25 protein-coding genes are annotated in these 25,661 nt (G+C 68.6%); 8 read left to right on the top strand and 17 right to left on the bottom strand.

Annotated elements, in window-relative coordinates; translation table 11 throughout:
• Positions 1–3 precede the first annotated feature (3 nt).
• From QJR12_RS08920 to QJR12_RS08905, 4 genes are all read right to left on the bottom strand, one after another.
• On the bottom strand, positions 4–1,353 hold the full coding sequence (locus QJR12_RS08920) for a pitrilysin family protein (RefSeq protein WP_300581274.1): 1,350 nt from the start codon (positions 1,351–1,353) through the stop codon (positions 4–6).
• A complete protein-coding gene (locus QJR12_RS08915) occupies positions 1,331–3,613 on the bottom strand; it encodes a polyribonucleotide nucleotidyltransferase (protein WP_300580893.1) in 2,283 nt (760 codons plus the stop codon). Before QJR12_RS08915 ends, QJR12_RS08920 begins: the two co-directional genes overlap by 23 nt.
• Before the next feature lie 330 nt (positions 3,614–3,943).
• Positions 3,944–4,213, bottom strand: a complete 270-nt coding sequence (rpsO, locus tag QJR12_RS08910; RefSeq protein WP_300580891.1) for a 30S ribosomal protein S15 — start codon at positions 4,211–4,213, stop codon at positions 3,944–3,946.
• Positions 4,214–4,343: 130 nt separating this feature from the next.
• Positions 4,344–5,318: a bifunctional riboflavin kinase/FAD synthetase gene (locus QJR12_RS08905; protein WP_300580888.1), complete on the bottom strand. Its 975-nt coding sequence runs from the start codon at positions 5,316–5,318 to the stop codon at positions 4,344–4,346.
• Between the two features lie 153 nt (positions 5,319–5,471).
• On the opposite strand from QJR12_RS08905, the gene mntR reads away from it, so the two are divergent.
• A complete protein-coding gene (gene mntR, locus QJR12_RS08900) occupies positions 5,472–6,197 on the top strand; it encodes a manganese-binding transcriptional regulator MntR (RefSeq protein ID WP_300580886.1) in 726 nt (241 codons plus the stop codon).
• Positions 6,198–6,216: 19 nt separating this feature from the next.
• Here mntR and truB read toward each other — a convergent pair whose 3' ends face one another.
• Genes truB through QJR12_RS08885 form a run of 3 tightly spaced genes read right to left on the bottom strand, consistent with a single transcriptional unit; the run spans position 6,217 to position 8,743 of the window.
• Positions 6,217–7,101, bottom strand: a complete 885-nt coding sequence (gene truB, locus QJR12_RS08895; RefSeq protein ID WP_300580884.1) for a tRNA pseudouridine(55) synthase TruB — start codon at positions 7,099–7,101, stop codon at positions 6,217–6,219.
• Positions 7,098–7,769, bottom strand: coding sequence for a 4'-phosphopantetheinyl transferase (locus QJR12_RS08890; RefSeq protein ID WP_300580882.1), 672 nt, complete (start codon positions 7,767–7,769; stop codon positions 7,098–7,100). The genes truB and QJR12_RS08890 overlap by 4 nt, the downstream gene beginning before the upstream one ends.
• Positions 7,766–8,743: a metallophosphoesterase gene (locus tag QJR12_RS08885; protein WP_300580880.1), complete on the bottom strand. Its 978-nt coding sequence runs from the start codon at positions 8,741–8,743 to the stop codon at positions 7,766–7,768. Before QJR12_RS08885 ends, QJR12_RS08890 begins: the two co-directional genes overlap by 4 nt.
• A 108-nt stretch (positions 8,744–8,851) precedes the next feature.
• Between QJR12_RS08885 and QJR12_RS08880 the strand changes: the two genes are divergently transcribed.
• Positions 8,852–10,516 carry a CocE/NonD family hydrolase gene (locus QJR12_RS08880; RefSeq protein WP_300581272.1) on the top strand — a complete coding sequence of 555 codons (1,665 nt, stop codon included), beginning with the start codon at positions 8,852–8,854 and terminating at the stop codon, positions 10,514–10,516.
• Here QJR12_RS08880 and QJR12_RS08875 read toward each other — a convergent pair.
• Positions 10,475–11,035: a DUF1802 family protein gene (locus QJR12_RS08875; RefSeq protein WP_300580878.1), complete on the bottom strand. Its 561-nt coding sequence runs from the start codon at positions 11,033–11,035 to the stop codon at positions 10,475–10,477. The genes QJR12_RS08880 and QJR12_RS08875 overlap by 42 nt on opposite strands.
• Before the next feature lie 456 nt (positions 11,036–11,491).
• Between QJR12_RS08875 and QJR12_RS08870 the strand changes: the two genes are divergently transcribed.
• The 4 genes from QJR12_RS08870 (at position 11,492) to QJR12_RS08855 (ending at position 16,045) form a co-directional block, all read left to right on the top strand.
• The gene (locus QJR12_RS08870; protein WP_300580876.1) at positions 11,492–13,333 is read left to right on the top strand and encodes a DEAD/DEAH box helicase; all 1,842 of its coding nucleotides are present in this window, start codon (positions 11,492–11,494) and stop codon (positions 13,331–13,333) included.
• Positions 13,330–15,234, top strand: coding sequence for a hypothetical protein (locus QJR12_RS08865; protein ID WP_300580873.1), 1,905 nt, complete (start codon positions 13,330–13,332; stop codon positions 15,232–15,234). Before QJR12_RS08870 ends, QJR12_RS08865 begins: the two co-directional genes overlap by 4 nt.
• 170 nt (positions 15,235–15,404) lie before the next feature.
• A complete protein-coding gene (locus tag QJR12_RS08860) occupies positions 15,405–15,632 on the top strand; it encodes a CopG family transcriptional regulator (RefSeq protein ID WP_300580871.1) in 228 nt (75 codons plus the stop codon).
• Positions 15,629–16,045, top strand: coding sequence for a PIN domain-containing protein (locus QJR12_RS08855; protein ID WP_366526300.1), 417 nt, complete (start codon positions 15,629–15,631; stop codon positions 16,043–16,045). The genes QJR12_RS08860 and QJR12_RS08855 overlap by 4 nt, the downstream gene beginning before the upstream one ends.
• Positions 16,046–16,429: 384 nt before the next feature.
• On the opposite strand, the gene QJR12_RS08850 is transcribed toward QJR12_RS08855, so the two are convergent.
• From QJR12_RS08850 to rimP, 9 genes are all read right to left on the bottom strand, one after another.
• Complete coding sequence (locus QJR12_RS08850; protein ID WP_300580869.1) at positions 16,430–16,942, bottom strand: GNAT family N-acetyltransferase; 513 nt, start codon at positions 16,940–16,942, stop codon at positions 16,430–16,432.
• A gap of 3 nt (positions 16,943–16,945) precedes the next feature.
• The gene (locus tag QJR12_RS08845; RefSeq protein WP_300580866.1) at positions 16,946–17,215 is read right to left on the bottom strand and encodes a DUF1778 domain-containing protein; all 270 of its coding nucleotides are present in this window, start codon (positions 17,213–17,215) and stop codon (positions 16,946–16,948) included.
• Between the two features lie 655 nt (positions 17,216–17,870).
• Complete coding sequence (locus QJR12_RS08840) at positions 17,871–18,167, bottom strand: hypothetical protein (RefSeq protein WP_300580863.1); 297 nt, start codon at positions 18,165–18,167, stop codon at positions 17,871–17,873.
• Between the two features lie 9 nt (positions 18,168–18,176).
• Positions 18,177–19,175 carry a bifunctional oligoribonuclease/PAP phosphatase NrnA gene (locus QJR12_RS08835; RefSeq protein ID WP_300580860.1) on the bottom strand — a complete coding sequence of 333 codons (999 nt, stop codon included), beginning with the start codon at positions 19,173–19,175 and terminating at the stop codon, positions 18,177–18,179.
• A complete protein-coding gene (gene rbfA / locus QJR12_RS08830; protein ID WP_300580858.1) occupies positions 19,150–19,638 on the bottom strand; it encodes a 30S ribosome-binding factor RbfA in 489 nt (162 codons plus the stop codon). The genes QJR12_RS08835 and rbfA overlap by 26 nt, the downstream gene beginning before the upstream one ends.
• A 9-nt stretch (positions 19,639–19,647) precedes the next feature.
• On the bottom strand, positions 19,648–22,365 hold the full coding sequence (gene infB, locus QJR12_RS08825; protein ID WP_300580856.1) for a translation initiation factor IF-2: 2,718 nt from the start codon (positions 22,363–22,365) through the stop codon (positions 19,648–19,650).
• Positions 22,366–22,432: 67 nt separating this feature from the next.
• Positions 22,433–22,798 (bottom strand): DUF448 domain-containing protein, encoded by a 366-nt coding sequence (locus QJR12_RS08820; RefSeq protein WP_300580853.1) that lies wholly within the window; start codon positions 22,796–22,798, stop codon positions 22,433–22,435.
• Positions 22,799–22,870: 72 nt separating this feature from the next.
• Positions 22,871–23,914 (bottom strand): transcription termination factor NusA, encoded by a 1,044-nt coding sequence (gene nusA / locus QJR12_RS08815; protein WP_300580851.1) that lies wholly within the window; start codon positions 23,912–23,914, stop codon positions 22,871–22,873.
• Complete coding sequence (gene rimP / locus QJR12_RS08810) at positions 23,911–24,435, bottom strand: ribosome maturation factor RimP (RefSeq protein WP_300580848.1); 525 nt, start codon at positions 24,433–24,435, stop codon at positions 23,911–23,913. Before rimP ends, nusA begins: the two co-directional genes overlap by 4 nt.
• 220 nt (positions 24,436–24,655) lie before the next feature.
• On the opposite strand from rimP, the gene QJR12_RS08805 reads away from it, so the two are divergent.
• Positions 24,656–25,165, top strand: coding sequence for a hypothetical protein (locus QJR12_RS08805; RefSeq protein WP_300580846.1), 510 nt, complete (start codon positions 24,656–24,658; stop codon positions 25,163–25,165).
• Positions 25,162–25,653, top strand: coding sequence for a ferritin-like domain-containing protein (locus QJR12_RS08800; RefSeq protein WP_300580843.1), 492 nt, complete (start codon positions 25,162–25,164; stop codon positions 25,651–25,653). The genes QJR12_RS08805 and QJR12_RS08800 overlap by 4 nt, the downstream gene beginning before the upstream one ends.
• Positions 25,654–25,661 lie beyond the last annotated feature (8 nt).

The following is a 25,661-nucleotide window of genomic DNA, read 5'->3' as shown; positions in this document are numbered from 1 at the left end:
GCGCTACCGTACAATCATCCGAAGTTGTTGGGGCAGAGACCGCTTGGACTCGTGCGGACCGAGGACGGCAGCACCGTAGCACTTGTTCAGCAGTCGGCGAGCGACCGCATTGACTTCCTCCACGGTTACCTCGTCGATCTGCCGCAACGTGCGCTCGATGCTGCGATGCTCCCCATAATTCAGCTCGTTGCGGCCGATGCGGTTCATCCGTGCGCTCGAGTCTTCCAGGCCCAGCACCAATCCGCCGCGTAGCGAGCCCTTGGCGATCCGGCACTCCTTCTCGGTGATCCCGTCGCGCGCAACAGATTCGAGCACCTTCGTGATCACGGTTATCACATCGGCGAACCGGTCGGGCAGGCATGCGGCATACACCGACAGCGCCCCGCTGTCGGCGAAGACGTCCAGCGACGAGTAGACCGAGTACGCTAGACCGCGGGACTCACGGACTTCCTGGAACAGCCGCGAACTCAATCCCCCGCCCAGCGCGGTGTGCAGCACCGACAGCGCCCAGCGGTGTTGCCAATGACGTCCCGGTGTGCGTACCCCCAGGGACACATGCGTCTGGTCGGCGTCCCGGCTCACCATCGTCAACCCGGGACGGCCCGGCACCCGGCCGGCCCCTTTGCGCGGTGCCACCGGCCGTCGGCCCCGGACCAAGCGCGGCCCGAAGTGCTCACGCACCAACCCGACCACTTCGTCGTGGTCGACGTTGCCGGCCACCGCCACGACCATCCGCTCGGGCGTGTAGCGGCGTTTGTGAAACGAATGCAGCTGGGTTTGCGTGATCGCCGACACGGATTGCACGGTGCCGATCACCGGACGGCCGATGGGGTGCTCACCGAACAGCGCGGCCAGGAACAAGTCGGCCACCGCGTCTTCAGGGTCATCGTCGCGCATGGCGATCTCCTCGAGGACGACGTCGCGTTCCAACTCGACGTCCTCGGGTCGGCAACGGCCGTTGAGCACCACGTCGGCGACCAGATCGACGGCCAGCTGCAGATCGGTATCGAGGACATGCGCGTAATAGCAGGTGTGTTCCCTGGCGGTGAAGGCGTTCAGCTCCCCGCCCACGGCATCCACCGCCTGTGCGATGTCCACCGCGGTGCGGGTCGGGGTCGCCTTGAACAGCAAATGCTCGAGGAAGTGCGCCGCCCCGGCGACCGTGGCGCCCTCGTCGCGTGATCCCACGCCGATCCACACCCCGACCGACGCGGAATGCACCGCGGGCACCCGCTCGGTGACCACCCGCAACCCGCCCGGCAACGTGGTGCGGCGCACCGCGGCCGTTTGATCGGCCCCGGCCCCGGCGCTGTGCCGTAAGGCGCCGGGCCTAGCCGCGGGTCGTCGCGGCATCGGCCGGCGCGGCTTCACCGTCGGCAGAGTCCGCGTCCGGAGCCGATTCGGGGACCAACACCAACGAGATCTTGCCGCGTTTATCGATGTCGGCGATCTCCACCCGCAGCTTGTCGCCGACGTTGACGACGTCCTCGACCCTGGCGATACGCTTGCCCTTGCCGAGCTTGGAAATGTGCACCAGACCGTCACGGCCCGGCAGCAACGACACGAATGCACCGAATTCGGTGGTCTTAACGACGGTTCCCAGGTATCGCTCCCCGACCGTGGGCAACTGCGGGTTGGCGATGGCGTTGATCCGCTCGATGGCGGCCTGCGCCGACGCCCCGTCGGCGGCGCCGACGTACACCGTGCCGTCGTCCTCGATGGAGATCTGCGCGCCGGTCTCCTCGGTGATCGCGTTGATGATCTTGCCCTTGGGCCCGATGACCTCGCCGATCTTGTCGACCGGCACCTTGATGGTGGTGACCCGCGGGGCGTACGGGCTCATCTCGTCGGGCTTGTCGATCGCCTGGGCCATCACGTCCAGGATGGTGAGCCGGGCATCCCGGGCCTGCGCAAGCGCCCCGGCCAGCACCTGCGATGGAATCCCGTCGAGCTTGGTGTCCAGCTGCAACGCGGTGACGAAATCGCGAGTACCGGCGACCTTGAAGTCCATGTCGCCGAACGCGTCTTCCGCCCCCAGGATGTCGGTCAGGGTGACGAAGCGGCGCTCGGTCCCGCCGCCGGGAAGTTCGACGTCGTCAGACACCAGACCCATCGCGATGCCGGCCACCGGCGCCTTGAGCGGCACCCCGGCGTTGAGCAGCGCCAGGGTGGAGGCGCACACCGACCCCATCGACGTCGAGCCGTTGGAGCCCAAGGCTTCCGACACCTGGCGGATGGCGTAGGGGAACTCCTCAAGACTGGGCAGCACCGGGACCAGCGCTCGTTCCGCCAGCGCGCCGTGGCCGATCTCGCGGCGCTTGGGGGAGCCGATCCGGCCGGTTTCGCCGGTGGAGAACGGCGGGAAGTTGTAGTGGTGCATGTAGCGCTTGGTGGTCTCCGGTCCCAGCGAGTCGATCTGCTGAGCCATTTTGATCATGTCGAGCGTGGTCACGCCGAGGATCTGGGTCTCGCCACGCTCGAACAACGCGCTGCCGTGCGCCCGCGGCACCACCGCGACCTCGGCCGACAGCGCGCGAATGTCGGTGACGCCGCGACCGTCGATGCGGAAATGGTCGGTCAGGATACGCTGGCGCACCAGCTTTTTGGTCAGCGCGCGAAACGCCGCGCTGATCTCCCGCTCCCGCCCGGGATAGGCCTCGGCGAGCCGTTCGAGCACCTCGGCTTTGATCTCACCGGTGCGGTTGTTGCGTTCGGTCTTGCCGGTGATGGTCAGGGCGGCGGCCAGCTCCTCGGCGGCCGCCGAGGACACCGCGGCATACACGTCGTCACCGTAGTCGGGAAAAAGCGGGTATTCCCCGGTGGGCTTACCGGCTACCCCGGCGAGTTCCCGCTGCGCGGCACACAAGGTGGCGATGAACGGCTTCGCCGCTTCCAGACCTTGGGCGACAACGCTTTCGGTCGGCGCTTGGGCACCCGCCCCGATGAGGTCGATGACGTTTTCGGTGGCCTCGGCTTCCACCATCATGATCGCCACATCGGGCTGGCCGTCGGCGCCGGTCGTGTCCGTCACCCGGCCGGCCACCACCATGTCGAACACCGCCCGCTCGAGCTGCTCGACCGTGGGAAACGCGACCCAGGTGCCGTCGATGAGCGCCACCCGCACCCCGCCGATCGGCCCGGAGAACGGCAGCCCGGCCAGCTGGGTGGAGGCCGAGGCGGCGTTGACCGCCAGCACGTCGTAGAGCTCGTTGGGATCCAGGCTCAGGATCGTCACCACGATTTGGATCTCGTTACGCAGCCCCTCCACGAACGACGGGCGCAGCGGGCGGTCGATGAGCCGGCAGGTCAGAATCGCGTCGTTGGACGGGCGGCCTTCACGCCGGAAGAAGGATCCCGGGATGCGGCCGGCGGCATACATGCGCTCCTCGACGTCGACCGTCAGCGGGAAGAAGTCGAACTGCTCCTTGGGGGTCTTGCTGGCGGTGGTCGCCGACAGCAGCATGTTCTCGTCGTCAAGGTAGGCCACGACCGAACCGGTGGCCTGCCGGGCCAGCCGGCCGGTCTCAAAACGGATGGTGCGGGTGCCGAAGCTCCCGTTGTCGATGACGGCGGTTGATTCGAACACGCCGGGGTCGATTTCAGCTACAGACATGGACGTCCGTGGGGCCTCTCTGGGTATTGAGCTGTTTTGCGTCGTCACGCACAACCCGCAGGTGTTCCAGGAAATCTGCAGCCGTCCGGCCTGCAACGGTTACGGCCGTCGATCGAAGCTGCCGGCCTGCCCCGTTTTGGAGCGCCCGGCAGCTACTACCGAAGACCGCCCGATACAGACCCCGATCCAGACTGAGCCTTTCCTGTTCGTGACACGCCGGAACGGCACACGCAGGCCGCGCATGCCGCACCATTCTCGGGCCGATCCGACCCAGAATGCCCCCACTCTACACGGCTACCTGCCGGTTTTGCGCCGTGCGGCGGCCGGGCGTCAGCGGCGCAGACCCAGCCGCTCGATCAGTGAGCGGTACCGCTCCACATCGATGCGGGCCACATACTTCAGCAACCGGCGCCGCCGCCCCACCAGCAGCAGCAACCCCCGCCGCGAGTGGTGGTCGTGCTTGTGCACCTTGAGGTGCTCGGTGAGGTCGGCGATCCGCTTGGTCAGCAGGGCGACCTGCGCCTCCGGTGACCCGGTATCGGTATCGTGCAAGCCGAACTGGCTCAGGATTTCTTTTTTCTGCTCGGCTGTCAGCGCCACGGGGAATCTCCATCTATCGGTCCGCGAAACCTGGGGTTCGGGATGCGGCCGCCGCGAACCGCAGCACGCTCCGTTTCGCCGAAAGTCTAGCAGCGGGCCGGCGGTGCTCCCGGTGCGCACGCCGCCGATGTCACCGGGACGAGAGCAGGGCGCGGGCCCGCTCGGTGTCCGCGGCCATTGCGGCGATGAGCTCATCCACCGAGTCGAATTTCCGCTGTCCGCGGATGCGCGCGACGAAGTCCAACGCCACATGCTGCCCGTAGAGGTCGGCGGTGGCATCGAGCACGAACGCCTCGACGGTGCGGGTGCGCCCGGAAAAGGTCGGGTTGGTGCCGATTGAAACCGCCGCCGGATAACGCTTGCCCGGGACCACGGTGCCGGTCACCGGCCCGTGGCCCAGCACGGTGAACCAGGCGGCGTAGACCCCGTCGGCCGGGATGGCCGAGTACATCGGGGGGGCCACGTTAGCGGTGGGAAAGCCCAACTGGGTGCCCCGCCGGTCGCCGCGGACCACGACGCCTTCGACACGGTGGGGACGACCCAGGGCCTCGGCGGCCGCCACCACGTCACCGGCGTCCACGCAGGCCCGGATGTAGGTCGAGGAGAACGTGACCACTTCGCTGTCATAGCGCTCTGCCACCAGCGACACCGATTCCACCGCGAACCCGAAACGCTCACCGGCCCGGCGCAGCGTATCGACGGTGCCTGCGGCCTTTTTGCCGAACGTGAAGTTCTCGCCGACCACGACTTCCAGCACGTGCAGCCGCTCGACCAGCAGCTCGTGGATGTAGCGCTCCGGTGTGAGCTTCATGAAATCGGCGGTAAACGGCATCACAAAAAAGACGTCGATGCCCAATTCCTCGACCAGCTCGGCGCGGCGGGTCAACGTGGTCAGCTGCGCCGGGTGGCTGCCGGGGAAGACCACCTCCATCGGGTGCGGGTCGAAGGTCATCAACACCGTCGGCACCCCGCGCATCCGTCCGGCTTTCACCGCGTGTGCGATCAGCTCGGCGTGTCCGCGGTGCACGCCGTCGAAAACGCCGATGGTCAGTACACATCTGCCCCAGTCCGTGGGGATCTCGTCTTGTCCCCGCCACCGTTGCACAACGCCAGCCTACGGCGGTGGCCGGTGGCGCTCGGGGCACGGATCGCCGGGCCCCGCACACCCGGGCGGTGACGCGGATCGCCCGGCCCCCACGGATTGCAGCGGCACGCCGTGGCGTCCCAGACCAGGTGATCGATGCCTAAACTTCCGGGTGTGAGCCCTGATGACGAGCCCGGCGGTCTCACCGCGGTTGCCCAGGACTATCTGAAGGTCATCTGGACCGCGCAGGAGTGGTCACTGGAAAAGGTCAGCACCAAGATGCTGGCCGAGAAGATCGGGGTGTCGGCCAGCACCGCCTCGGAGTCCGTCCGTAAGCTCGCCGAGCAGGGTCTGGTCGACCACGAGAAATACGGCGCGGTGACGCTGACCGAATCCGGGCGGCGCGCCGCGCTGGCGATGGTCCGCCGGCACCGTCTGCTGGAGACCTTTCTGGTCAACGAGCTCGGTTACCGCTGGGACGAGGTGCACGACGAGGCCGAGGTGCTCGAACACGCGGTATCCGATCGGCTGTTGGCGCGAATCGACGCGAAGTTAGGGTTCCCGCGGCGCGACCCGCACGGCGACCCGATCCCGGCGTCCGACGGGCGGCTGCTCACCCCGCCGGCACGGCAGCTTTGGCTCTGCCGCGACGGCGACACCGCAACGGTGGCCCGAATCTCCGATGCCGACCCGCAGATGCTGCGATACTTCGACAGCGTCGGGATCAGCCTGGACGCGCGGCTGAAGGTTCTGGCCCGCCGCGAGTTCGCCGGCATGATCTCGGTGGCGATCGAGTCGGCCGACGGCGCCCCCACCACCGTCGACCTGGGAAGCCCGGCCGCCCAAGCGATCTGGGTGGTCATCTCGCCGCCGGTTGAGGGTTCGGGCGACCGCCGGTGACGTTGGCCCCGCCCCCGCGCTATAGCGTGGCCGGGCGAATCACGACCACCGCCTTGGACCGCGGGCCGTCGTCTTTTAGCAGCGCGATCACCCGGTCGCCGGCGGCGACGGCGGCATAGAGGCCGTCGATCCCGGCCGCCGTCAGCGGGCGCCCATTGGCGGCCGCCTCAACCTCCTCGCCGGCGAGGTCGCGACGAGGAAACATCTGCAGACACACCTCGTCGAGGGTCAGGCTCAGCCGCGGCCGCTCGGCGAGCTCGTCGAGGGTCCGGGCCTGGTCCAGCCCGAACCGTCCGACCCGGGTGCGCCGCAGGCCGACCAGATGCCCGCCAACGCCCAGCGCGTCACCCAAATCCCGGGCGAGCGCGCGGATGTAGGTCCCCGGCGAGCAGTCCACCGCCACGTCGATGTCGACGAGACGATCGTGTCTGCGGACGGCCGTGATGTCGAACCGGTCGACCCGCACCGGTCGGGCCGCCAGTTCCACCGCCCGGCCTTCCCGGGCGAGCCGGTAGGCCCGCCGCCCGCCGACCTTGACGGCGCTGACCGCCGACGGCACCTGCATGATGTCCCCGCGCAGCCCGGCGACCGCGGTGGCAATGGCCGCCTCGGTCAGGTGGTCCGCCGAAACCTGCCGTGTCAGCGCGCCTTGGGCGTCCTCGGTGACGGTGCACTGGCCCAGGCGGATGGTGGCGGTGTAGGACTTGGAGGTCTCGCTCAGCAGCCCGAGGATCTTGGTGGCACGCTCGATCCCGATCACCAGCACGCCGGTGGCCATCGGGTCCAGCGTGCCGGCGTGGCCGACCCTGCGTGTCTGGAAGATCCGCCGGCAGCGGGCCACCACGTCGTGGCTGGTCACCCCGGCCGGTTTGTCGACGACGACGATGCCCGGACCCACGCTCATAGCACGATCGCCGTCAGCACCAGACCACGCTCGACCGACCAGCGGCCGGTCAACTGCGTCAGCGGCGGACCCGATAGCGCCGAGCCGTCGATGAGGATCCGCGAGACGAAACCACCGCCGGTCCCCACCGCATCGAAGGTGATATGGGCGTCCTCGAAACCCAGCCACCGTTTAGTCAGCGGAAACCACGCTTTATACGTTGCCTCTTTGGCGCAGAACAATATTCGGTCCCAATGCAAGTTCCCCGGCAGAGCTGCGATTTCGCGGCGCTCTTCTTTCAGGCTGATCGCCTCCAGCACCCCGTCGGGCAGCACGGCGTGCGGTTCGGCGTCGACACCCACCGATCGCACCGTGGGGCGGCGGCCCACCACCGCGGCGCGGTAGCCGGTGCAGTGGGTGATGCTCCCGACGGCGCCGTCGGGCCAGAGCGGCTCACCCTTGTCGCCCTTGAGGATCGGCGCCGCCGGCAGGCCCAGCCGGTGCAGCGCGGTCCGCGCGCAGTGGCGGGCCGTTGTGAACTCGTTGCGCCGCTTGGCTACCGAACGCGCCATCAACGGTTCCTCTTCGGGTAACAGGGCCAAGCCGGGCGGGTCGACGTAAAGCTCGGCAAACGCGAGGTTCTCCGGATCGTCGGGCAGCACCGATGCCACCAGTGTGTCTATCGTCATCGTGATTGGCGCTGGCGCAACCGTTTCCGAAACCGTTCGACCTGCGCCCGCAGTTCTGGGGTGATCACGAAATGGCCGCCGAAGTCGTTGAGATAGCCCGGCGCGTACCGTGGTTCCGGCAGCACCTGACGCAGCCAGCTAAAAGGCTTGCGACGCCGCCATTCCCGTGGATAGCCGACGGACACCTCTTCGAAGCGAACATCGTCATACCATGTGGTGCGCGGGATGTGCAGATGCCCGTAGACCGCGCACACGGCGTTGTAACGGGTATGCCAGTCGGCGGTCTCGGTGGTTCCGCACCACAGCGAGAATTCCGGGTAAAACAGCGCATCGCAGGGCTCGCGCACCAGCGGGAAGTGGTTGACCAGCACGGTCGGCGTCATCCAGTCCAGGTCTTCCAGCCGGGCGCGGGTCCCGGCGATCCGCTCGCGACACCAGGCCTCCCGGGTGGGGTACGGCTGCGGCGACAGCAGAAACTCGTCGGTGGCCACCACATTGCTTTCCCAGGCGATCGCCAGGCCCTCGGCCTTGCTGGCCGCCCCGTCGGGCAGGAAGGTGTAGTCGTAGAGCAAAAACATCGGCACGATGGTGGCCGGGCCGCCCCGCTCGGTCCACACCGGATAGGGGTGTTCGGGCGTGACCACCCCCATCTTGTCGCACATGTCGACCAGGTACTCGTAGCGCGCGCGGCCGGAGATCTGCACCGGGTCGCGGTTGGTGGTCCACAGCTCGTGGTTGCCGGGCACCCAGATCACCTTGGCGAATCGCCGGCGCAGCAGATCCAGCGTCCAGCGGATGTCCTCGATGCGCTCGGCGACGTCGCCGGCGACGATCAGCCAATCGTCCGGGGACGAGGGGTGCAGCGACTCGGTGACCGCCTTGTTGCCGAGGTGGCCGGTGTGCAAATCGGACACCGCCCAGAGCGTCGGCTGTCCCGCATTGCCCGGCCGCTGCCCCGCTTCTTGCCACGCCACGACTTCCCACCCTAATGACCGGGCGCGGCGCGCCGCGCACCGCCGTTTGCGGCCGGCCCCTACCCTGGCTCCGTGACGATCACGTCCCCGACGCCCGGGCCCGCCAAGCTGCGCGCCCCGATCGGTCGAGCCGGTGGGCGTGTCCTCGGCGGGCTGCTGCGCCTGCCCCCGGCAACCGCCGGCTACACGGTGAGCCGGGTGCGGATCCCGATGCGCGACGGGGTCGACCTGGTGGCGGACCACTACGCACCGCGCACCACGCCCGCCGGCACCTTGCTGGTTCGCGGGCCCTACGGGCGCGGGTTTCCGTTCTCGCTGGCGTTCGCCGGACTCTACGCCGCCCGCGGCTACCACGTCGTCTTGCAGAGCGTGCGCGGAACCTTCGGCTCAGGGGGGGTGTTCGAGCCGATGATCCACGAAGCCGCCGACGGCGCGGACACCGTGGCGTGGCTGCGCCGACAGCCGTGGTTCACCGGCCGGTTCGCCACCATCGGCATCTCGTATCTGGGATTTACCCAGTGGGCCCTGCTGGTGGATCCACCGCCGGAGCTGGCCGCGGCCGTGATCACCGCCGGCCCGCACGACTTCAGCGCTTCCGCGTGGGGCACCGGCTCGTTCACTCTCAACGACTTTTTGGGCTGGAGCGATCTGATTGCCCACCAGGAAGACCGCCCCCGGATACGCGTGGTGATCCGCCAGCTCACGGCGCGACGGCGGCTGGCCCGCGCGGCCCTGGGATTACCGATGGGCGCCGCGGGTCGGGCGCTGCTGGGCGACCGGGCGCCCTGGTACGAATCCTGGCTCGAACACCCCGATCCCCAAGACCGGTTCTGGGATCCGCTGCGCTTCGGCGCGGCGCTGGAGCGGGCGCGGGTGCCGGTGCTGCTGCTGACCGGATGGCAGGACCCGTTCTTGCGCCAAACCCTCCAGCAGTACCGCCGACTGCGCGAGCGGGACGTCGAGGTGGCGCTGACGGTGGGACCGTGGACCCACACCCAGCTGCTCACCCGGGGCCTGGGCACCATCTGCCGGGAGTCACTGGGCTGGCTGGACAGCCACCTGCGTGGTGCGCGCAGCGGCACCCGGGCCGCCGCGGTGCGCGTCTTTGTCACCGGTCAGGGCTGGGCCAACCTGGCCGACTGGCCGCCGCCGACCACCCAGAGGGTGCTGTATCTGCAGCCCGGCGGCCGCCTGGGTGCGACTGCGCCGCCACCGACAACGCCGCCCGTGACATTCACCTACGACCCCCTCGACCCGACGCCCACCGTCGGCGGACGGCTGCTGGCGCCGCAGGGCGGCTACCGCGACGACACCCGGCTGGCCCGGCGCGCCGACGTGCTCAGCTTCACCGGTGAGGCCCTCACCGCGGATCTGCGGGTGACGGGCACCCCGGTTGTCGAGCTGGCGCACACCGCTGACAATGCCCACGTCGACGTGTTCGTCCGGGTCAGCGAAGTCGACCCCCGGGGGCGCTCGGTGAACGTCAGCGAGGGCTACCAACGACTGTTTCAGCCTGCGTTTCAGCCTGTGTCAGCCCGCACCGTCGCACTCGACCCCGTCGCGCACCGGTTTCGCGCCGGATCCCGGATCCGCGTTCTGATCGCCGGCGGCTCTCACCCCCGCTACGCCCGCAACCTCGGAACCGGCGATCCCCCGGCGACGGGGATGCGGGTGAAACCGGCCACTCACACCGTGCACTTCGGCGCCTCGCGGCTGTTGCTGCCACTCGCCTCATCCGACGGTGGCGCGGACCCGGGCGGCGAGCCCGATTAGCGTGGCCTCGTCGTACACCGGTGCCGCGACGGCCGGCATCACGGGCAGCCACACCCAGCTGGCGCAGCCGGCGTATTCGGGTCTGCGGGGCATCCGCAGCGGCTCCACCAACGGCATGGCCTGAACGACCACGACGGTCAGCCGGTGCCTGGGCCTGAAGTCGAGCCGGTCGGCGCGCACCGACTCAGCGGTCCAGATGTGCAGGTCTTCGATGGCCTCCAGGTTATCCGGGCGGTTGACTTCCACCACCGCGACAACTCTCGCCGCAGCGCGAAGAATCACCCGCTCGTCGGTGCTGTCAGCGGCCGAGGCGGCCAGTAGGTCTCGGTGTTCGGGCCGCACCCGCTCCGCGTGGCTGTGCGCGACCGTTGGGAACAGCAGAAACTCTTGGGCCGCCACCTCGAACCGCTTCTCATGAATACCGCCCTTGCGCAACAGGATTCGCTGACGCCCGTCGAGCAGCGCGTGCACCGCCGCACTCCACTCCTTGAGTGCGGGCACCGCCCCGGCCCGGATCATCCCGCTCCGCTTTGGGGGCGGGTCACACTGCGGCACACCCCTCAACGATAAGGCGGCTGCCGCGGCCGGGGTTTCTGCCCCGAACCGCCGTGGCCCCGGGTGAAACGAGCCGGGTCGAATCGAGATCTCCGCTGGGCTACAAGAGGCTACAAGAGTGGGCCCAGCCAACAGCGTGCCGGCTTCATGCTGACACCGGAGTGCGACGACGGGCGGGCGTTTGCGTTGCCCGGTGTCGCCAGGCGACCTCAAACAGCTCCAGCGACACGGATCGCCGGTGCGTCGGCATAAAGCAGTCAGCACAGCGGGTCCGGTGCGCCGACCCCGATGCCCGCGAGCCCCCGGAAATCGCTTTCGCCTCATTCGTCACAGCCCGGCGTGGGTCGTGGGGGATGTCGGTCATCGCCGGTAGCGTCCCGGCGCAACGCTTGCGCGCATCAAGTGAGATGGGGAGGGCGTATGACCGTCACGATGGCCGCCGACCAGGCGTCCGCCGAAGACCTGTCGACCTACCTGCCGTTGCTGGAGCGGCTACGCAATGGCGCACGGCAGCAGCAGGATTGGTCCAAGATCGTCGACGAGGCGGTCCAGGTCTGGTCGCGGCCGGGATTCGACACTTTTCTGGCGGTGCCCCGGTTGCGCTTCGAGCCGTTCGACTACCAGTTGCAGGCCGCGCGGACGGTATTGCGGCGGATGCGCGGCAGGGGCATCCTGGCCGACGAGGTGGGGCTCGGCAAGACGATCGAGGCCGGGCTGGTGCTCTCCGAGCTGCGGATGCGCGGGCTGGCCGATCACGCCCTGGTGATCGCTCCGGCGGGACTGGTCGATCAATGGCGCGACGAATTGGAGCGCAAGTTCGGGTTGCCCACCACGATCGCCCAATCCGGGTCGGCGCCTGCCCATGAGGCGGGGACGCCTCACCCGGTCGTGATCGCCTCGCTCGCCGCCGCTCGCCGGGCTCCACTGCTGGGCAGGCTGACCGGCGCCAACTGGGATCTGGTGATCTTCGATGAGGCGCACCGCCTGCGCAACCCCCGAAGCGCCTCGGGCAGGCTCGGGCGCGGGCTGCGCACCCGCTATCTGTTGATGCTGACCGCAACGCCGGTGGAAAACCAGCTCTCGGACCTGTACCAGCTGGTCAGCCTCGTCGCGCCGGGACTGCTGGGCACACCGGCCCAGTTCCGCGCCAAACATGGCGCGGCGTCGGTCGAGTCGAGACCGCGCAACCTTGACGAGCTGCGCGCCCGGACCCGCGAGGTGATGGTCCGGCATCGCCGCAGCGAAGTCGCTGTGATGCTGCCGGCGCGCCTGGCCGAGACGATCCTGGTGACGCCCGGCGCCGACGAGGCCGGCCTGTATGCGGACATCGTCCGGCGGGTCAGGCTAGCGGCGCCCGCACCGGTGTCCGGCGACGGCGCGGCCCGTGCCAAGCTCGAAGGTGCGGGCGCCTGGCGGCAAAGGGCCGGACAGTCGGCGTCACGCACCCGGTTGGTTTTGCGCGGCCTGACCCGGCTGGCCGGCTCCAGTCCCGCGGCCGCCGCCCCGACGCTGGCCAAGCTCGGCTGGAACGACTTGGCGCAACGGGCCCGGGCGATCCGGGAACCCGAGAAGGTGCGGGTGCTCGTCGAACTCCTGCGGCGCCACCTCACCAGGGGCGAGAAGGTGCTGGTGTTCACCGGGTTTCGGCAGACACTGGAGGCTCTTGCCGCTGCGGTCGAGTGTTCCGGGCTGCCGTCGGCGGTGTATCACGGCAGCCTCACCCGGACCGAAAAAGAGTCCACGATCAGCAAGTTTCGCTCCGAAACGCCGATCCTGCTGTCGACCGAGTCCGCGGGTGAAGGTCGCAACCTGCAGTTTTGCCATGTCATGGTGAACTTCGACCTGCCGTGGAACCCGATGCAAATCGAGCAGCGGCTCGGCCGGCTGCACCGGGTCGGGCAGCAACACCACGTGACGCTGACCAACCTGGTCTGCCGGGGCAGCATCGAGCAACGGATCGTGCAGGTGCTCGAGTCCAAGATCAACCTGTTCGAACTGGTCGTCGGTGAGCTTGACATGATCCTGGGCCGGGTCGATGACGACTTCGATTTCGAGAACGAGGTGTTCGATGCGTTCGTCGATGCCGTCGACGACGAGGAGTTCGAGCGACGGCTCGAGGCTCTTGGCGCCGCGCTGGCCGAGGCGCGCCGCGGCTACCTGAAAAGCAGGGAGGACGTGGACCTTCTGGTGGGGACCGCCAGCGCCGCACAGCCGGGCGTCGCGGGTCGCCACCCGGCAACCCGGGCGGGTGAGCCCTCGTGACGGGCACCGATGCGGGGCTGGACTTCTGGTTGCGGTATGTCGAGGCCTGCGGCGGGCTCACCGAATCGGGCGGTGACACGACACTGGTGATGCTCCCGCCGACCCTGCAGGCGATGCTGGAGTTGCCGGAGGTGCTGCAGGTCACGGCCGATCCCGATGTTGCTCGCGAGGATGGCGCGACCTTGCTTTCGGCCGGGCATCCCGCGCTGGGGCGCTGCGCAGACGAGGTGCTGGCGCTCGGCGACGTCGCCACGGTGGCGGTGTCGGTGCCCGCCCTGCCGCCACCCCCGGCCGAGCACCTGCAGGCCCTGGCGCGCGAGCAGTTCACCGTCGATCACGGGCGGATCGACGCCGCGGCCGCACCGACCAGATCGGTTCGCCCGATTCTGCGGGTCGGCGCGCTGGTTGATTACACGCTCTCCACCGACGAGCACTACCAGGAATGCGCCGAATGCTGGGTGGATGTGCACTCGCAGCGCCGGCTCCCAGCTCAGCTCGGGAGCAAACTTGCCACCTTGGCGACGACGCCGACCGATAGCTCGCCACCGCTGCCCGGGCTGACCCCGGCGATCGGGTGCGCGAACCGGGTTATCGAGCAGCGCGCCCAGCGGCGCCAATCCGAACTCGCGGATGACATCGACGCAGCGCGCGACGCGGAGCTGCAACGCGTGGAGGCCTACTACCGCGATGCGCTCGCGACGATCGAGCGCCGGCGTGCGCAAGCACCTGCCGATCGATGGCAACTGCTGGACGCCCGCGTCGAGAGTGTACGCAACGAGCGTGCCCGGCGCCTCGAGGAGACTCGGGAGAAGTACCGGGCCAGCCATGCGATCCGGCCCTACCGGCTGCACATCTACCAGGTGCCGGTGTGGCGGTTGCCGGTTCACGTCCGCCGCGGCGACCGACGCTACCCGCTGACGCTGGACTGGCTCATCCCGCTGACCCGTTTCACCGACATCGCCTGCCCCCACTGCGGCGCCGATGAGCGGCTGACGGCGACGAAAACCAGGCTCGGGTGCGCCCGCTGCGTTCCCAGGCCGACCGTCCGGGTCGCGCCCGAGCCCATTAGACCACCGGCCGACCCGATGCCCCGGCCGGCGGCGAGAGCGAAACAGGTTGTCACCCAACCACCGGAACCGAGGAAGCGGCCGTCGCGGCTGCCTGCCGATCGCGGTGCCACGCCGGCCAAGCTGTCGAGAATCGGCGACAAGCTGGCCGCAAAGGTGTGGGAGGCGGTGGTCTGTAACGATCGGCGGCTGGCGCGTATCTGCGCGCCGGATTCGCCTGCGGGGACGGCGGTGCGGCTCTATGGTCCGTCGGGCGCCGCGTGGGCGCTCGGGATCTCGCCGGCTGAGGAGCTGGTCGCTTTCGCCGCTCGCACGATAACCCCGCCGCCGGGTGTACGCCATGCCTCCAGCGGCTACGTAGACACCACGGCCGGACATCGCTTTCCGTTCCTGCTGCGTTGGCTAGCGCCGGGCGAGACCGGGCAGGTCGTCGAGATCTTGCCCTATGACCGCGCGCTGGAGCCCGCGCACCTGAGCCGATGGGTGTCCGGACCCGGCCGCCATGGTGTATATGCACCGCCGCAACCTCGGATTCCGCTCGGCCCTGTCGGTGAACTGCTGTGGCAGCGAGTGATTCCGGTGTTCGGCCTGCCCTGCGTTCTGCGTTGCCTCGCGGCGCTGTGGCGAATTCCCGACGAGAACGCCGTTCTGGATGCGCACGGCCCCGCTGCGGTCGCAGCCGGGATCACACGAATGGTGTGTCAACGAGCCCACCTGACCACCGGCCGCTTCGCCGACATCGCCGCGGCATTCCGCGTCGAGGAAGGCGCGGTTCGCGCCGCCGACACCGACCTGCAGAAAGACCTCCGGCTCGGCCCGCAGCAGTGGTGGTAGCAGCCCTCGAAGGCGTTGACCACGCCACACCCGTAGCGACACAGGACCGCGGCCCAGGTGTGATTGCTCTGCCGGATTGTGGCAGCGAGATCGCCATGGCAGCACTATCCGGGAATTTCAGTCTCGCGATTCCCCGCCGGTAGGTGGACAGCTAAGGTATGCTGGCATACATGAAGCGGACGACGGTCAAGATCCCTGACGCGCTGGATGCACGTCTGCGGCACGAGGCTAGGCGACGGAATTTGACCATCTCGGAGGTCAGCCGTGAAGCGCTCGAGGCTTACCTGGGCATGACCGGTGCCCGTCGACGCCTCAACGCAGCAGCCGCCGGCCGTAGCGGCCGTAGCGATATCTCCGAGCGCATCGAAGAAATTCTGGCTGCCGAGGTCGGACGATAGCGGCAATTGTTGTCGATGCGGGCCCCCTGTACGCCTACGTCGACGCCGACGACGCTCATCATGTGTCGTCACTGGAACTACTAGAGACCCATCCGGGTCCGTTGATCGTCCCGACACTTGTCATCACCGAGGTGGTCTGCCTACTGGGTACCCGACTGGGCGCCGAACCTGAAGTGCGATTCCTCGGCGACTTGGCCGATGGTGCGTTCGCTGTCGAACCGGTAGCCGCCGGAGATTGGCTGCGGATCGCTGAGCTTGTTGCCCGATACCGAGACCTGCCACTTGGCGCCGTAGACGCCTCCGTGGTGGCCACAGCAGAACGCTTAGGCATCAGTGAGATCGCGACCGTCGACCGCCGTCACTTCACCATCGTCCGTCCCTGCCATACCGAGCGCTTCACCCTTCTTCCGTGAATCGTCCGGTTGTCGTCGGAGTCGTCTCACGCCGGCGGTTGGTCACGTCATAAATGGGCGTTCGGCGACACTCCAGCACCCTCGACGGGGGGTAGATTGCCGACTTGCAACAAAGGTCGGATTGCTTGGTCGTTTTGACGTCGGCCGCTGACGAAACTTACTGGGAGAAGCAATGATCGAGTCAAGGGGTGTTATTTGAGGCATCTGAGGTGATCCGCATGAGTTGGGCGAATGCACGGGCAAGGTGGCGATGCCGACTGGCACCCTCAGAAGCCCGAGGCCAGTTGCAGTCTGCGTGGTACGTGCCACGACGGTGTCGACATTCCTGCGCGAGGGCCAGCGGGGTTCGCATCACTTGCAAAACCCGCCATTCCCCGTTGCCGTTCAGTCGTGCCAGCGCTGGCCAAGTGCCTTAGCCGCTGTGGACACCTTCATCACCAGACGGCGCTGGCGGTTGCGGACGGGGACGAAGTGGTAATGCTCGTAAAACGACTGGGCCTCCTCGTCTATCGCATCAACGACGATAAGCCGTCCTTCGCCGATCTCCGATGCGGCCACTGCTTTCCCGAGTGCGTCCAGGAGTAACTGCTCGCCGTACCCTCGACCATGCAGCGTTGCGTCGATTGCCAGACGGGCGATCAAATATCCGGGTATGCGGGAATAGCCCGCAGCCATCGACGCCGGCACGCCGGCGTCTTTCCGCACGATTTCGGTGGGACAGATGGCGAAGTAAGCGCAGACCTTCGGTTCCCCGTGCGGGGTCCATACGTAGACGTGCGCTGTGCCGCTGCTGTCCGCGCGGCGGGCGTGTTCGGCCAGCCAGTTGTTCAGCGGTTCCTTGCCGCAGTCGAACCCTTCCAGGGTGTGGTCGTCGTCGAGCCGCGCGGACTCGAACATCGCTCAGCGCCGCTTGAACGCCGCAGGCTTTCGTGCGGCTGCCGCGAGTCGTGGTGCGGCGTCGGCGGCGTCGAGCGAAGACATCAACTTGTCGAACTGTTCGGGCTCCATCACCGTTACCAGCTCTTGGCGCAGGACGTCCTCGGCACGCTGGATCGCGGCTTTGCGGACGAATTCCGAGGTCTGCTCATGCACGACATTGGCGGCTCGCTGGATGCGGTCCAGGGTCGCCTCCTCCGCGCGAAGCTCGAAGCGCTTCGCTTTGACTGCCACGATGACTCCTCCTTAACCAACAACCATAGTGTACGGTTAATGTACGTACGTTGCTACCCTAAACCATACCGTCGCGAGTCAGCGCCACGACCTCCGCGACTCCGCACTCGACCGGTGACCCGCGCAGACCAACTGTGAGCTGCGAAGACGGACCTCTGGGCACTGGCGTCAAGCCGGCTCCGGTTGTGCCAACCTCCATCCGAATGAGGGTAGATTCCCGACTTGTCACAAACACCTTGCCCGTGTCATCGAGATGCTTCGCTATGAGCACCGGCCCCCCACACAGCCGGCGACCACAACCGGATTTCGGACAGTCCCCACAACCGAATCGCACCGCGATTGTTCGGGGATTGATGGCCTCGGGGTGCGGCCGGGCTGAGTTGTGGCAGCCAACGTGAGTCGGTTTGCCGGGTGGCATCCGATGAGCCGCTGCGGGTGGATCCGGCGGTGTTGGCGGGTTTCGCGCAGGCGTTTGCGGTGGGGCTGAGGCGCTGCGGGACCGGCTGGCTGAGCTGGACGGCGAGGTCGCCCAGATGCTGGGGGTGGTTGGCAGGCCCTGAAGCGCGCCCACGCCCGGGCGCAGGAGCTGTGGCATCGCGGGGCCGGTGAGATGATGCTGGGGTTGTCGATCTTGGCCGAGGCGGTCGGGGGCGGACTACCAGGACAGCGAGTCGGCATCGGCGCGGCGGCTGGGGGTGTGGTCGATGGCTAAAGGCGTTTCGGGTGGATCCGGAGGGGGTTGGCCGAGGCGGTGCAGCGAATGGGGGAGTTTCAGCGCGAGGCGGTGCAGCGAATGGGGGAATTTCAGCGCGATGCCGAGGCATTGCTGGCCGAGTTCGATTCCCTGGTCGCGACGCTGCATGCATGGCCGCAGCAAAACGGTCGGTCGCAGCAAAACGGTCAGCCCGGCCGCTCCACCCAAAGCGGCATGCCCGTCGGCAAATCCGGTCAACGCAGAGCCTCAACGCAAAGCGGCGCGCAACGAGGTGACCACTTCGGCTGCGGTGCCGGTGGTTGTGTAGCCTGCGGCCAGCGGATGCCCGCCACCCCCGAACACCGCCGCGACCGCGGCCAAATCCACTGCGCTTTTAGCCCGCATCGACACCGACCATCGCTGCGGCTCGATCTCTTTGAACACCACCGCCACCTCGGCCTGTTGCGTGGTGCGCACGATATCGATGATGCTTTCGACATCCTCCGCCCGGGCGTTATCCCAGTCCCGGTTGCCGACAACGACATAGACCAGTCCAAGACCGCCGACAGCGTCGGGCACCAACCGCGCCGAGCCCAGCACCCGCGACAGCAACCCCAGCCAGGAAAACGGACGGCTGTCCATCAGCGATCGGCTGATGGCGGCATTGTCCACCCCGATCTCGATCAGCCGGGCCGCCAGCCGATGCCCGCGCGCGCTGGCCCAGCGGAACGAGCCGGTGTCGGTCGCCAGCCCGGCGTAAATACACTGCGCCACTTCGGCGTTGATGGGCTGACCCCACGCGTCCAGCAGCTCGGCGACCAGCATCGTGGTGGAATCCGCCGAGGGGTCCACGAAGTTCGCGGTGCCGAACAGCTGGTTAGAGGCGTGGTGGTCGATGACCAACAGCTCCCGGGCGGAGGCCAGCCCGGCCAGCCCGCCGAGCCGGTCGACACTCGGAATGTCGACGGTGACAACCAGATCGACATCCCGGCGGATGGCATCGGGGCCGGCCAGCAACCGCCCGCCCGGCAACGACCGCAGCGACTCCGGCAGCGTCGCCGGCGCGGCGAAACCGACCTGGACCTGCTTGCCGCAGCGCTCGAGTGCCAGGCCCAGCGCCAACCCGGCCCCAACCGTGTCGGCGTCGGGATAGACATGACAGAGCACCGCGACCCTCGTGGCGGCGGCGAGCAGCTCGGCGGCGCCGGCGGCGTCAACGCGCCCGGCCGTGGACCCCGGCTCAGCCTTGGGGTTGATCGTCGTCACCGGAGCCCCCGGCGGTTGCACCGGCCTGATTGCCACCGCTCACCCGGTACGGGTCGGCCTCGCCGGCCGGCTTGGCCCCGGAGCGCACCCGGGCCAGCTCGGCGTCGGCGGCGCGGGCCCGGGCCAGTAGCTCGTCCATTTGGTGCACGGCGTCGGGCACGGTGTCGCGCACGAAGCTCAGCGTGGGGGTGAAGCGCACACCGGTGCCGGCTCCGACCTTGGTGCGCAGCACACCCTTCGCGCTTTCCAGCGCCGCGGCGGCGGCCGCGTAGTTCGGCTCCTCGTCGAGGGTGCGGCCCATCACCGTGTAGTACACCGTCGCGTCGTGCAGATCCCCGGTCAGCTTGGTGTCGGTGATGGTCACCCCGTCCAACCGCGGATCCTTGATCTCGTGTTCGATCGCCGAGGCCACGATGGTGGAGATCCGTTTGGCCAGCCGGCGCGCCCGTCCCGGGTCAGGCATAAGACGCTCCTACCCTCGTTCCTTTTGGACCAGCTCGTAGGTTTCGACGACATCGCCTTCCCTGAGGTCGGAGTAGCCCAGCGTCAAACCGCACTCGTAGCCCTCGCGAACCTCGGTGACGTCGTCTTTTTCCCGGCGCAGCGAGGCCACGGTCAGGTTGTCGGCCACCACGATGTTGTCCCGCAGCAGCCGGGCCTTGGCGTTGCGCCGGATCACCCCGGAGGTGACCAGGCACCCGGCGATGGTGCCGACCTTCGAGGAGCGGAACAGCGCCCGCACCTCGGCGCGGCCCAGCTGGACCTCGGCGTAGACCGGCTTGAGCATGCCGCGCAGCGCTTGCTCGATCTCGTCGATCGCCTGGTAGATCACCGTGTAGTAGCGGATCTCCACGCCTTCACGGCTGGCCAGCTCGGTGGCCTTGCCCTCGGCGCGCACATTGAACCCGATAATCACCGCATCCGACGCCGAGGCCAGGTTGACGTTGGTCTCGGTGATGGCGCCCACCCCACGGTCGATGACCCGCAGTTGCACGTCGCCCTCGACCTGGATGCCCAGCAGCGCCTCTTCCAGCGCCTCGACCGTTCCGGCGTTGTCGCCCTTGAGGATCAGGTTCAGCTGGCGGGTTTCCTTCAGCGCCGAGTCCAGGTCCTCCAGGCTGATCCGTTTGCGGGTGCGGGCGGCCAGGGCGTTGCGTTTGCGGGCGCTGCGCCGGTCGGCGATCTGACGGGCGATGCGGTCCTCCTCGACGACCAGGAAATTGTCACCGGCGCCGGGAACCGAGGTGAAGCCGATCACCTGCACCGGGCGCGACGGCAACGCCGCGTCGACGTCCTCGCCGTACTCGTCGAGCATCCGCCGAACCCGGCCGTGGGCATCGCCGGCCACCACCGAGTCGCCGACGTGCAGGGTGCCGCGCTGCACCAGCACGGTCGCCACCGGACCGCGGCCACGGTCTAGCTGCGATTCGATCACCACGCCCTGCGCCTCCATGTCCGGGTTGGCCCGCAGGTCCAAAGCGGCATCCGCGGTCAGCAGCACGGCCTCAAGCAGCTGATCGATATTGGTGCCGACCTTCGCGGAGATGTCGACGAACATGGTGTCACCACCGAATTCCTCAGGCACCAAACCATATTCGGTGAGCTGACCACGGATCTTGGCCGGGTCGGCACCCGGCTTGTCGATCTTGTTCACGGCCACCACGATCGGGACGTCGGCCGCCTGCGCGTGGTTGATGGCCTCCACCGTCTGGGGCATCACGCCGTCGTCGGCGGCGACCACCAGGATCGCGATGTCGGTGGCCTTCGCGCCGCGGGCACGCATGGCGGTGAACGCCTCATGACCCGGGGTGTCGATGAAGGTGATCGGTCGCTGGGTGCCCTCGTGCTCGACCGTCACCTGGTAGGCGCCGATGTGCTGGGTGATGCCACCGGCCTCGGCTTCGCGCACATTGGTCTTGCGGATGGTGTCCAGCAGGCGGGTTTTGCCGTGGTCGACGTGGCCCATCACCGTCACCACCGGCGGGCGGACCTGCAGGTCTTCCTCGGTGCCCTGGTCCTCGCCGTAGGTCAGGTCAAACGACTCGAGCAGTTCGCGATCCTCGTCCTCCGGGCTGACCACCTGCACGTTGTAGTTCATCTCGTTGCCCAGCAGCTCGAGCGTCTCGTCGCTGACCGACTGGGTGGCGGTCACCATTTCGCCCAGGTTGAACAGCGCCTGCACCAACGCCGCCGGGTTGGCGTCGATCTTCTCGGCGAATTCCGCCAGGGAAGCGCCGCGCGCCAGCCGGATCGTCTCACCGTTGCCGTGCGGCAACCGGATGCCACCGACGACCGGGGCCTGCATCGAGTCGTATTCCTGGCGCTTTTGCCGCTTGGACTTGCGGCCACGCTTCGGCGCGCCGCCGGGACGGCCGAACGCGCCCGCGGCACCGGCGCGCTGCCCGGGACGGCCACCGGTCCCGGGACGGCCGCGGTAACCCGCGCCGGGCGGTGCCCCCACCCCGCCGCGGTAGGCGCCGCCACCCGCTCCGGCGCGACCACCGGCCGGAACACCGGGGCGACCGCCGGGAGCGGGACGCGGCACCCCCGGACGCGCCGGGCGGGCCTGGCCCCCGGGCCCGCCCGGTCGGGGCGGCATGCTGCCCGGGGTGACCCCCGGGCGCGGCGCCCCGGGCCGAACGGCCCCCGGACGCGGGATCTGGGGTCGCGGAATGGGTCGATCGACCGGTTGCGCCGAGGAGAACGGGTTATTTCCGACGCGCGGGGTCCGAATTCCCGGTTTCGGCGCGGCGCCAGGGCGCGGTGCGGGAGTCGCCCCGGGCGAGGGGGGTCTGGCGCCCGGGACCGGCGGGTGCCCGGCTTCCGGGACCGACGGCGCTCGCGAAGGCGCCGGCGGCGCGGCCGCCCCGGGTGCGGGCGATGCGGCCGCCCCGGGTGCCGATGGCGCGGCTGCCCCGGGTGCGGACGGCCGGCCAGCGGTCTTGGCCGCGGCCACTCCGGCACCGGATGCCGTAGCGGGCGCGGCGGTGGCCTCGCCGTTGCCGGCGGTCTTCTGCTGCGCGGCCTTGCCGCCGCCGAACGATTCCCGCAGCCGCCGGGCGACGGGTGCTTCCACCGTCGACGACGCCGATTTGACGAATTCGCCCTGTTCGCTCAGCCGGGCGAGAACTTCCTTGCTGGTTACACCGAGTTCCTTGGCCAACTCGTGTACGCGGGCCTTGCCTGCCACTCCATCTCCTGTCCATGAGGCGACGGCGTGTGGTGGGCCGCGCCTCGGGTTTAGCTACGACGCATGATCATCGTCGGGGCTTCACGGTGTGCTCATGTTCTGTGCTGCCTGTTCTGTTGCCGGGTGGGCCGAGCGCATTAATATACTCGACCACCGCGGATGGGTCCGGTGAACCGGTGATGCGCAGCGCTCGTGCGAACGCTCGCCGCCGAATCGCTTGCCGCACACACTGCTGAACGGGATGCAGCCATGCGCCCCGCCCCGGCATGCTGCCGGCGGTATCAACGATCACGGCGTGCCCGCCATTCCCGATCGACACCGCCACCACGCGCAACAATTCGACAGCCAACCCTCGCCTTCGACACCCGACGCACGTGCGCACCGGCCCGTCGATGCGTCGATGCGCCGAGGCAGAAGTCTCGCGCTGGATCACGGCTTAGTCTACCTTCAGCCCGGCCGGGCGCAGAACCGCCCGATCTGCGACGCACCAAACCGCCCCACGGCGTTACCGTTCGTGCGCCATTCCCTGGTCGGCGCCGTGCTCCTGCCGGGGCCCCGGCTGCGCCGGCGAATCGCCCCGGATGTCGATCCGCCATCCGGTCAACCGCGCGGCCAACCGCGCATTCTGACCCTCTTTGCCGATGGCCAGCGACAACTGGAAATCGGGGACCACCACCCGGGCGGCCCGGGCGGTCGGGTCGATCACCGTCACCGAGACCACCTTGGCCGGAGACAAAGCGTTGGCGACGAAGCGGGCCGGGTCCTCGTCGTAGTCGATGATGTCGATCTTCTCCCCGGACAGCTCGCTCATCACGTTGCGCACCCGCTGCCCCATTGGACCGATGCAGGCGCCCTTGGCGTTCAGCCCGGGAACGTTCGACTTCACCGCGATCTTTGAGCGATGCCCGGCCTCGCGGGCGACCGCGACGATCTCCACCGAACCGTCGGCGATCTCGGGAACCTCCAGTGCGAACAGCTTGCGCACCAGGTTGGGATGGGTGCGCGACAAGGTGATCAGCGGCTCGCGGATCCCGCGACTCACCCCGAGCACGTAGCATCGCAGGCGGTTGCCGTGCTCATAGCTCTCACCCGGAACCTGCTCGGCCGCCGGGATGACACCCTCGGATGCCCGGGTCTCACTGCCCATCCTGACCACGACCAGACCGCGGGCATTGGCCCGGCTGTCCCGTTGGATCACCCCGGCGACGATGTCCCCCTCCCGGGTGGAGAACTCACCATAGGTGCGTTCGTTTTCGGCGTCGCGGAACCGCTGGAGCATTACCTGGCGCGCGGTTGTGGCCGCGATCCTGCCGAAACCCTCGGGGGTGTCGTCCCACTCGCTGACCACGTTGCCCTCAGCGTCGGTTTCGCGGGCGATCACCCGCACCGCGCCGGTTTTGCGGTCGATCTCGATGCGCGCGTCGTTGTGGTGGCCTTCGGTGTGGCGGTAGGCGGTGAGCAGCGCCGACTTGATCGTCTCGAGCAACTCGGTGACGGAGATTCCCCGATCCACCTCGATCGCATGCAGGGCGGCCATGTCGATGTTCATGCCCCGGCCTCCGTTCCCGCAACGCCGGCCAGTTCCAACTCCCGTGGGGCGGGCCGCGAAAACTCAACCTGAACAACGGCTTTCGTGATTTCCTCGAGCGGGATCCTTCGAACGGTCCAGCCGCGACCGTCGCGAATCACCAGTGCCACCGCATTGCCGCGCGTCTCCCCCACACGGCCGGTCAGCCGGGAACCGTCCGCCATCGACAATTCAACCTTGCGGCCACGGGCGCGGCGAAAGTGCCTCTCGGTGGTCAACGGGCGATGCACGCCCGGCGAGCTGACCTCGAGAAGGTAACTGCCGGTAATGCCGTCCAGGGTGTCCAGCAAAGCCGACGCCGAGCGAGACAACGCGGCTATGGTGTCCAAGTCAAGCGGGGTATCGCCATCGGCGACCACCGAAATGCGCGGCGGGCGGGCTCGAGTGTCGATGACGACTTCTTCGATGTCGTAGCCGGCGCGCGCAAAATGCCCACCAAGTAGCTCGATCACCTGCTTCTGCGAAGGTAGCCCGGTGGCCACGGCGAGCTCCTCATCTTGAGTTGTTCGAGTTATCCGGTCATCGGCTGGATGTCGCCGGCGGGCGGCTCCGAGCGGCCCCGCGGTACGCCGCGGCGGGCGTTCCACAGGGGCCAGCTACCAACGATACGCCAGGAATCGGCTCCGGAATCGGCTATCGAACCCGATGGCCGCAACGGTTCACCGGGTCACGCCGACACGCGGGCAATGGCAGGATGTGGCTGTGTCAAGCACCGCTTCCGTGGTCAGCAGGAGACAGCTGCTCGCCGGTGGCGCTGCCCTCGTGGTGCTCGGTGCGGTGGCGCCGGGGTGCGGCTCCCCGCCGCCGCCTCCCGCGGTGGACGAATTGCAGTCCCAGCTGGAGTCGGCCCGCAACGACAGTGAGCTGGCCACCGCGGCGGCCGCGACCGAACTGGGACAGCTCGCTGCCGCGCTGCGGGAAGTCGCGCTGGAACGTTCCCGCCATGCGCAGGCGTTGGCCACCGAGATCGACCGGGTCGCCGGTAGGACCACGACCACCTCGAGCGCACCGGCCGGTCCGGTCGCTAACGGCCCGGCGGCGCCGGCGCCCTCGCTCTCGGATGTGATCAATGCGCTGCACGCCTCCGCGGACAGCGCCACCCGGCTCGCCGCCAGGTTGTCGGGTTACCGGGCCGGACTGCTGGGCTCCATCGCCGCCTCCTGCACCGCCGCCTACACGGTCGCGCTGGCGATCGGAGCGCCCACGCCATGACCTCCGTCGAGCCCACCCCGGGTACCAGGTCACCGTCGCCACACCCGGGGGGCAAAACCGACTCCGACGACGCCGCCCTCTGCGACGCGCTGGCCACCGAGCACGCCGTTATCTACGGCTACGGCATCGTGTCCGCGCACTGCGCGACCGACGTCAACGCCCTGGTGTCCACCGCGCTCGGCGAGCATCGGGAACGACGGGATCGTGTCATTGCGATGCTGGCGGCCCGCAAGGTCGCCGCGCCGGTGGCCGCCGCGGGCTACCAGCTGCCGATGGCGGTGAACAGCCCGCGCGCCGCGGCCCGGCTGGCCGCGCGGATGGAGAACGACGCCGCGGTGGCCTGGCGGGCGGTCGTGGAACAGGCCCAGGGGCCCGAGGACCGGGAATTCGGCGTGCGGGCGCTAACCCAAAGCGCGGTGCTGGCGGCGCAGTGGAACCGGGTGCTGGGAGCCTGGCCGATCACCACGGCTTTTCCCGGCGGCGGATGAGGGGACGG

Origin of the sequence: Mycobacterium sp. (assembly GCF_029961025.1) — a bacterium.
In the GTDB taxonomy this organism is placed as follows: Bacteria; Actinomycetota; Actinomycetes; order Mycobacteriales; family Mycobacteriaceae; genus Mycobacterium.
Note: the sequence above shows the minus strand (reverse complement) of the source record. Positions and strands in the feature narration are given on the sequence as shown.